The organism is Mesorhizobium sp. M7A.F.Ca.CA.001.08.2.1, from assembly GCF_003998455.1.
Taxonomy (GTDB): Bacteria; Pseudomonadota; Alphaproteobacteria; order Rhizobiales; family Rhizobiaceae; genus Mesorhizobium; species Mesorhizobium ciceri.
In genome coordinates this window covers 1-5,951 of record NZ_RZPW01000374.1, presented here as the reverse complement: position 1 = coordinate 5,951, position 5,951 = coordinate 1, and the positions used below count along the sequence as shown (strand labels likewise).

The following is a 5,951-nucleotide window of genomic DNA, read 5'->3' as shown; positions in this document are numbered from 1 at the left end:
GGTCAGAACGGCGGTAGTGGTTGGGTCTATTCGACCGAAAGGCGCCCTCGCCGCGCGATGGAGGAGGAGCGCCGCGAAGGCCTGACGCGAACGTCCTATACCGGGGATGACGTTTTCCTGGCCGTGTCCCGGCCGCTCGTAAGGCCGGCGACCCGGCCGCTGAAGCGGCTCGACGTGATGGCGCTTTGCACCAATCGTGATCTGCCGATCCTCGATGACAATCCGACGTTGACGTTAGAGGCCGGCGACCCGGTCGAAACCGTGAGGCTTCTTGGCGCCTTGCGTGCGCCGCAGCCAGCTATTCCTGCGGCACTGCCTGCTGGGGCCGACGGGGAATCGCGGGCCGATGATCTCGCCTGGCGGCTGGTGGCGCAGCTCGCGCTCAACTTTCTCAGTCTTGCCAAAGAAGGCCGCGGCATCGATCCCCTGCATGCGCTACTCGACCTTTATGCCGATCGCGGCGATCCAAGCCTTGCCCGAAATGTGCATTCGATCGTGCGTATCGACTCGCAGCCGGTCATCGAACGTCTGCAAATCGATGGACCGATGTGCTTTGGACGCGGTACCGAAGTCACGTTGCATGTTGATCAATCGGTCCTGGCCGGCCAAAGTACCTTGCTGCTTTCGGCCTTGCTGGCGCGGTTGTTTGCTCGTCACGCCGGGATAAACGGCTTCGTGCGAACTCGCACGCGGCTGCTGCAGAAGCAGGAGGATGTGCCATGGCCGATGACGCCCGGCAATCGCTACCTGATCTAGACACGCCCGGCCCGAACAGGGCCGAAGGTCTGTCCGAGACGTTCGACTTTTTCGAACTGCTGCGCCGCCTCGAACAACGGAACGGTCTGTTCGGCCATTCCGGCCGTCCCGACCGTGAGCCGGCACGGCTCGGCCAGCATGTACGCCTCGCCTTTTCCGCACGGGACCTGGTTGTGTTCCGCGAAGCCCGCGATGCGGCACCGGCCCGGGTCACGGTGGCAAATTTTGGTCTGCTGGGACCCGAGGGTCCAATGCCGCTGCATCTGACGCGCTGGGTGCTCGACCGGCTCTCGCAACGCTGGTTCGCCGGCGCCGAGGCACAACTGACCAGCGACACGACGTTCGTCGACTTCGTCAACATTCTGCAGCACCGTATGATCGCCCTCTACTATCGGGCGTGGGCGGATGCGCACCCGGCCGTGCAGGCCGAACGCGCGGTCGGCGGGCGCGTTCGCGCCATGCTTGAAGCCATGGCCGGGATCGGACTTCCCGGCACGCAGGACCCCAATCTCGATACGGTGAAGCTTCGCCAGGCGGCTTCGCTGGCCAATCAGGTCGACGGCCCGGAACGGCTGACGCTGTTCCTGGCGGAAGCGTTCAAGGCGCCGGTACAGATCAAGGAGTTCATCTCCGCCTGGATAACAGTACCAACCGGTCTCCAGACCCGTCTTGCAAAGGCCTTTGCAGGGCTCGGCAAGGGCGCGACGATCGGCCCACGCGTTTTCAGCCGCCAAAGCAGGATCGAACTGCGTGTCGGCCCGCTGGGGTATGAGGAGTTCAAGGCGTTCCTGCCTGGCGGCGAGCGGCTCAAGCTGTTCAAGCAGGCCGTTCGCGACATGGTCGGGGAGTCGCTCGACGTCGATCTGCGCATCGTGCTTGCGCGTGAAGCCGTACCGCCGCCCCAAATCGGAGCGGTTCGGCTCGGGCGGACCGCCTGGCTTGCGCGACCCATCGAAAGGGGCGATGCTGACGACATGCGGCTGCGGACAATCGTCGGATGGCGGCCGGAAATGACGGGGGTCGCGGCATGAGCCTGCTGCTGACACTGGAGCAAGGGCCACGCACCCAGGCGGTGCGGCAGGCCCGGCTTGACGAGGGTGAGCTGGTGATCGGCCGCAGCGCGGACGCGGGTTGGCAGATCAACGATCCCGACATGTTCGTTTCAAGGGCACATTGCAAGATCTCTGGCGGGCGAGATGGATATTTCGTCACCGACACGTCGAGCAGCGGATTGTTCATAAACGACTCCGACAGCCCGCTCGGTGCCGGCAAGTCGACGCGCCTTCAAAGTGGCATGCGGCTGAGATTGGGCGACTACGTCGTCCATGTCGACCTGCAAACGCCAGCCACTCAAGCACCAGCGGCCAGCCAGCCGGTTTCGGAACGCGCGCCGCCAGCATCCCGGGCCCCGGTGAGCATCGGTCGCGATGACTTCTTTTCCGCCAAGGTCGAAGAAGAGCCGCGACGGCCACGTCCGGCCGATCTGCCGAACCCTTTCGAGCAGCCGGTTGCGGGTGCATTCGAACGTGCCAACTCCGACCAGCGCCACTCGGCCGCTTTCGATGACCCGTTCAGCCTCGATCCGGTTTCGACGCCGGTGTCGAAAAATCCCGCCCCTTATCGCGAACCGGGCGGCGCGGCGAGCCAAGCGGACCCGTTCAGCCTCGACGCGGTACCGTCCCCCGACCGCGCAGCCCAAGCCGCCCGTGACAAGCCGTCCGGAACCCATGATGACTTTGCTTTCGGACCAGCCGCCACGCTCAGTTCGGCGAACGGCGCCAGTTCGATCGAACAGCGCGAGCGCATCGCCCAGCGATCCCAATCAGCCAATCCCTGGGATTTGCCGGTGCAGCCCGCAGCTACCCCTGCTTCACCACGTGTGGGTGCTGCTCCCAAAGCCGCCCCGGCGCTGGGTGCGGCGCGGCCGGAGGAGATGGCGCTTCGCGCCGCATTCCTGCATGGCATGGGTGTCGAGGAAGCCGATTTCCCCGGACGCGACAGCATCGCGGAAATGGAGAAGTTCGGTCGCGAATACCGGATGATGATGGAAGGTCTGATGCAGCTTCTGCGCAAGCGGGCCGAGGAAAAGGGAAACGCGCGCGTCGCGCAGACCATGGTCGGGGCCTCCGAAGTCAATCCGCTCAAGTTCCTGCCGACCGTCGACGACGCCATCATAACGCTTATCGCTGAGCGCAGCCCAGGATTTCTCGGCGGTGAAGCGGCAATCACCGATGCGGTGCGCGATCTCGCGCAACATCACGTACGCGCCTGGCGAGGCATACAGACCGCCATGCGGCGGATGATCGACCGTTTTGACCCGGTAGTGATCGAGGAAGAGCTGAAAACGAATTCCGCGATCGGAACCCTTCTCTCTGGGGGGCGGGGCGCCAAGCTGTGGGAACTTTACCAGAAGCGCCATCGTGAAATCGCCGAGAGTGCTGAAAAGAGCTTCCTTGGCGAAATCGGCGCTGATTTTCGAGATGCATATGAGGAGGAGTGAGAGATGATTGATCGACGTGAATTTGTTGTTGCCTTGGGCGCGACAGGGTTGCTTGCGGCTTGCCAGAGTGGTCCGCCGAAACCATCGGTGATCACCGTCAACGTAAACGGCGGTGCTGGCATGAACCCGGGACCAGGCGGCGGCGACCGGCCGGTAACGATCCTGGTGATGCGGCTGAAAAGCACCGGCAAATTCAATTCCGCCGACTATTTCGCGCTGCAGGGGGATGCCGGCACGGCGCTGGCGGGCGATCTCATCGGATCCGACCAGATTTCCGTCGGGCCGGGAAAATCCGCATCCAAAACCATCACGGTCGAGCCGGACGCGACGGCGCTGGGCTTTGTTGCTCTGATCCGCGAGCCCGGCGGCCGGAACTGGCGGACAACTAAGTCGGTGTCGTCGGGATCGAAATTCACGATCAACGTCACGCTTGGCAGCGGCGGCATTTCCGCCTAGCGGCAAAGGGCAAGGGGAGCTCGATGCAGAGAGTAGCGGCATGAGCAATGCAAACAGGGTGCTATGGTCCGAAGGGCTTTTCCTGCGGACCCAGCATTTCCAGCAGCAGGATCGCTTTTTCGAGGCGACGGTGCGCGGCGCGTTGCAGGCCGGGCAATTGCATACGTTCGGTTTCCAACAGCTGACACTGGACCAGGCGTTGCTGGAAGCCGGCCAGATCTCGATCCTGTCCGCGCGGGGCATCTTTCCGGATGGGACACCTTTTTCCATCCCGGACATGATGGATGCGCCGCGACCGCTGCCGGTCACCCCTGACACGGGCGCCGGACCGGTGCTGATCGCCTTGCCGCTGGAGCCTCCGGGCGGTGTCGGCTTCGATCCGGCACACGCTGCCGCCTCGGGTGCGCGATATCATGGGCGGATCGTTTCGGTGCGTGACGCCGTCCAGGGCGGTTCAGACCCTGAAGAAATCGAAATTGCCCGGCCGCAGGCGCTGCTGCTCGCACCCGGCAAGTCGGTCGGTGGCTACACGGCCTTGCCGATAGCCGACCTCAAGGGGATTCGAGCCGATGGCGGCGTCTCCCTGGACGAGACCTTCCTGCCACCGACCTTGGTTACGGGCGCCGTGGCCTGGTACCGGCAATTGCTGCTGGAAGTTGTCACCGGCCTCGACCAGATCGCCGAGGCGCATGGCAAGATGGTCATGGGCGGACCTGGGCGCAGCGTCGAAGATTTGCTGATGCTCAATCTCGCCAATGCGGCACGTCCGCGGCTGGCCCACATGCTGGCTCAGGATGTGTTCCATCCAGCCGAGCTTTACCTGGAACTTGCCGGTCTCGCCGGTTCGATGGCGACCTACGGATCGAGCGCGCGGCGGCTGGGCGAGTTGCCCGCCTACGATCACATGGCGCCTGGCCCCGCCTATTCGGCGCTGGCGGATGCGCTGCGCTCGCTCATCCTCAGCCTGCGTTACATCGAGCCGAAATCGCGTGCGCTGCCTGTCATGCGGCATTCGACCAATGTCTGGAAGATCCGTATCGACAATCCGAAGCTGCTGGTGGCCAGCCGGATCGTCATCCGGGTCGGTTCGGAGTTGTCGGAAGACGCGCTGCGCAAGATATTCGTCAATCAGGCAACCGTCGGCTCGGCCGACCAGTTCGAGGGCCTGTGGAAATCGCGCTTGCCCGGCATTCCGCTGAAACCGCTTCATTCCCAGCCGCGCGAGATTCCTTACGATGGCGATCGGTTATGTCTGGAACTGGACCAGAAAAGTGAGCACTGGGCGTCGCTGCTCGACGCTCCCGGCTTCGTCATCGGCGTTTCGGGCGTGTTGCCAAGCGAGCCGCAGGTGGACTGCTATTCGGTGAACAGGTGAGATCATGAGCCGCGATGATCCGTTCGGACTGTCGGAGGATCGCGAACGCACCCGCATTCGATTGACCGGCGCGCCGATGCCGCGGCCGATGGCGCCACCTTTGCCGAGCGCGTCGGTAAAGCGCTCCCGCACCCATCCGAACGCACTCGTCAACGCATTTGCGCCCTTGCTCGAATTCGGTCCCGAGCTTGAAAGTGCGCTGCCGCCGGACAATCCGGAAACATTGCGTACCCGATTGCTCGAAGAACTGGTCCGGGCACGCGACACGGCTATGTCGGTCGGATCCTCAATGGAGCGCGCCGACCAGGCGGCCTGGGTGGTGGCGGCGTTGCTCGACGATCTGGCCCTGAACACGCCATGGGGCGGTGCCAGCGCCTGGCCGCGGCAGCCGCTTGTGGTCATGCTGCGCGGCGATGTCGATGCCGGCACGCAGTTCTTCACCCGTCTCGACGAACTCGAGCGCCATCCCAACCGTGATCGCGAATTGCTGGAACTGCAGTATCAATGCATGGCGCTTGGCTTTCGTGGCAAATATCGTGTGTCGGCCCGATCCGGCGACCGCTCGCTCAATGCCGTTCGCGTGGCGGCGGCACGCTTCCTACGCGATGCCGACGCCGAAGGCGCGCCACTGTCGCCAAACTGGAAAGGCGTGATCGCATCTGACGAGCCGCAGCGCTTCATCGTTCCGATCTGGGTCATGGCGCTCGGTGCGGCGGTTGCAGCCATGACAATCCATGTCGGGCTCTCGATGGCACTGAGCAGCCAGGCGGTCGAGCTCTCCGCACTTGTTCGCGCGCTGCCGCCGCCCGCGCGCGGCGACATCACCCGCACGTCGCCCAAAGTCGATGCCCCGCCGCCGGAGAA

At 64.1% G+C, this 5,951-nt stretch carries 6 protein-coding genes; all 6 read left to right on the top strand.

Annotation, left to right across the window (positions count from 1 at the left end; all coding sequences use genetic code 11):
* Nucleotides 1-756: type VI secretion system baseplate subunit TssF (locus tag EN914_RS21060; RefSeq protein ID WP_206527219.1), on the top strand; the 756-nt coding region annotated here is incomplete at its 5' end.
* Complete coding sequence (gene tssG / locus EN914_RS21055) at nt 720-1,787, top strand: type VI secretion system baseplate subunit TssG (protein ID WP_024504479.1); 1,068 nt, start codon at nt 720-722, stop codon at nt 1,785-1,787. The genes EN914_RS21060 and tssG, both read left to right, overlap by 37 nt.
* A complete protein-coding gene (tagH, locus tag EN914_RS21050) occupies nt 1,784-3,256 on the top strand; it encodes a type VI secretion system-associated FHA domain protein TagH (RefSeq protein WP_024504480.1) in 1,473 nt (490 codons plus the stop codon). The genes tssG and tagH overlap by 4 nt, the downstream gene beginning before the upstream one ends.
* 3 nt (nt 3,257-3,259) lie before the next feature.
* Nucleotides 3,260-3,712 carry a type VI secretion system lipoprotein TssJ gene (gene tssJ / locus EN914_RS21045; RefSeq protein ID WP_024504481.1) on the top strand — a complete coding sequence of 151 codons (453 nt, stop codon included), beginning with the start codon at nt 3,260-3,262 and terminating at the stop codon, nt 3,710-3,712.
* Nucleotides 3,713-3,752: 40 nt separating this feature from the next.
* Entirely contained in the window at nt 3,753-5,087 is a 1,335-nt protein-coding gene (gene tssK / locus EN914_RS21040; protein ID WP_013525301.1) for a type VI secretion system baseplate subunit TssK, read from the top strand.
* Nucleotides 5,088-5,091: 4 nt separating this feature from the next.
* On the top strand, nt 5,092-5,951 hold an 860-nt coding region (icmH, locus tag EN914_RS21035; protein ID WP_164778828.1), incomplete at its 3' end, for a type IVB secretion system protein IcmH/DotU.

Bases quoted from the DNA above. Each gene is read 5' to 3' on its own strand.
- tssJ (WP_024504481.1), top strand. From the start codon at position 3,260: ATGATTGATCGACGTGAATTTGTTGTTGCCTTGGGCGCGACAGGGTTG.
- tssG (WP_024504479.1), top strand. From the start codon at position 720: ATGGCCGATGACGCCCGGCAATCGCTACCTGATCTAGACACGCCCGGC.
- tagH (WP_024504480.1), top strand. From the start codon at position 1,784: ATGAGCCTGCTGCTGACACTGGAGCAAGGGCCACGCACCCAGGCGGTG.
- tssK (WP_013525301.1), top strand. From the start codon at position 3,753: ATGAGCAATGCAAACAGGGTGCTATGGTCCGAAGGGCTTTTCCTGCGG.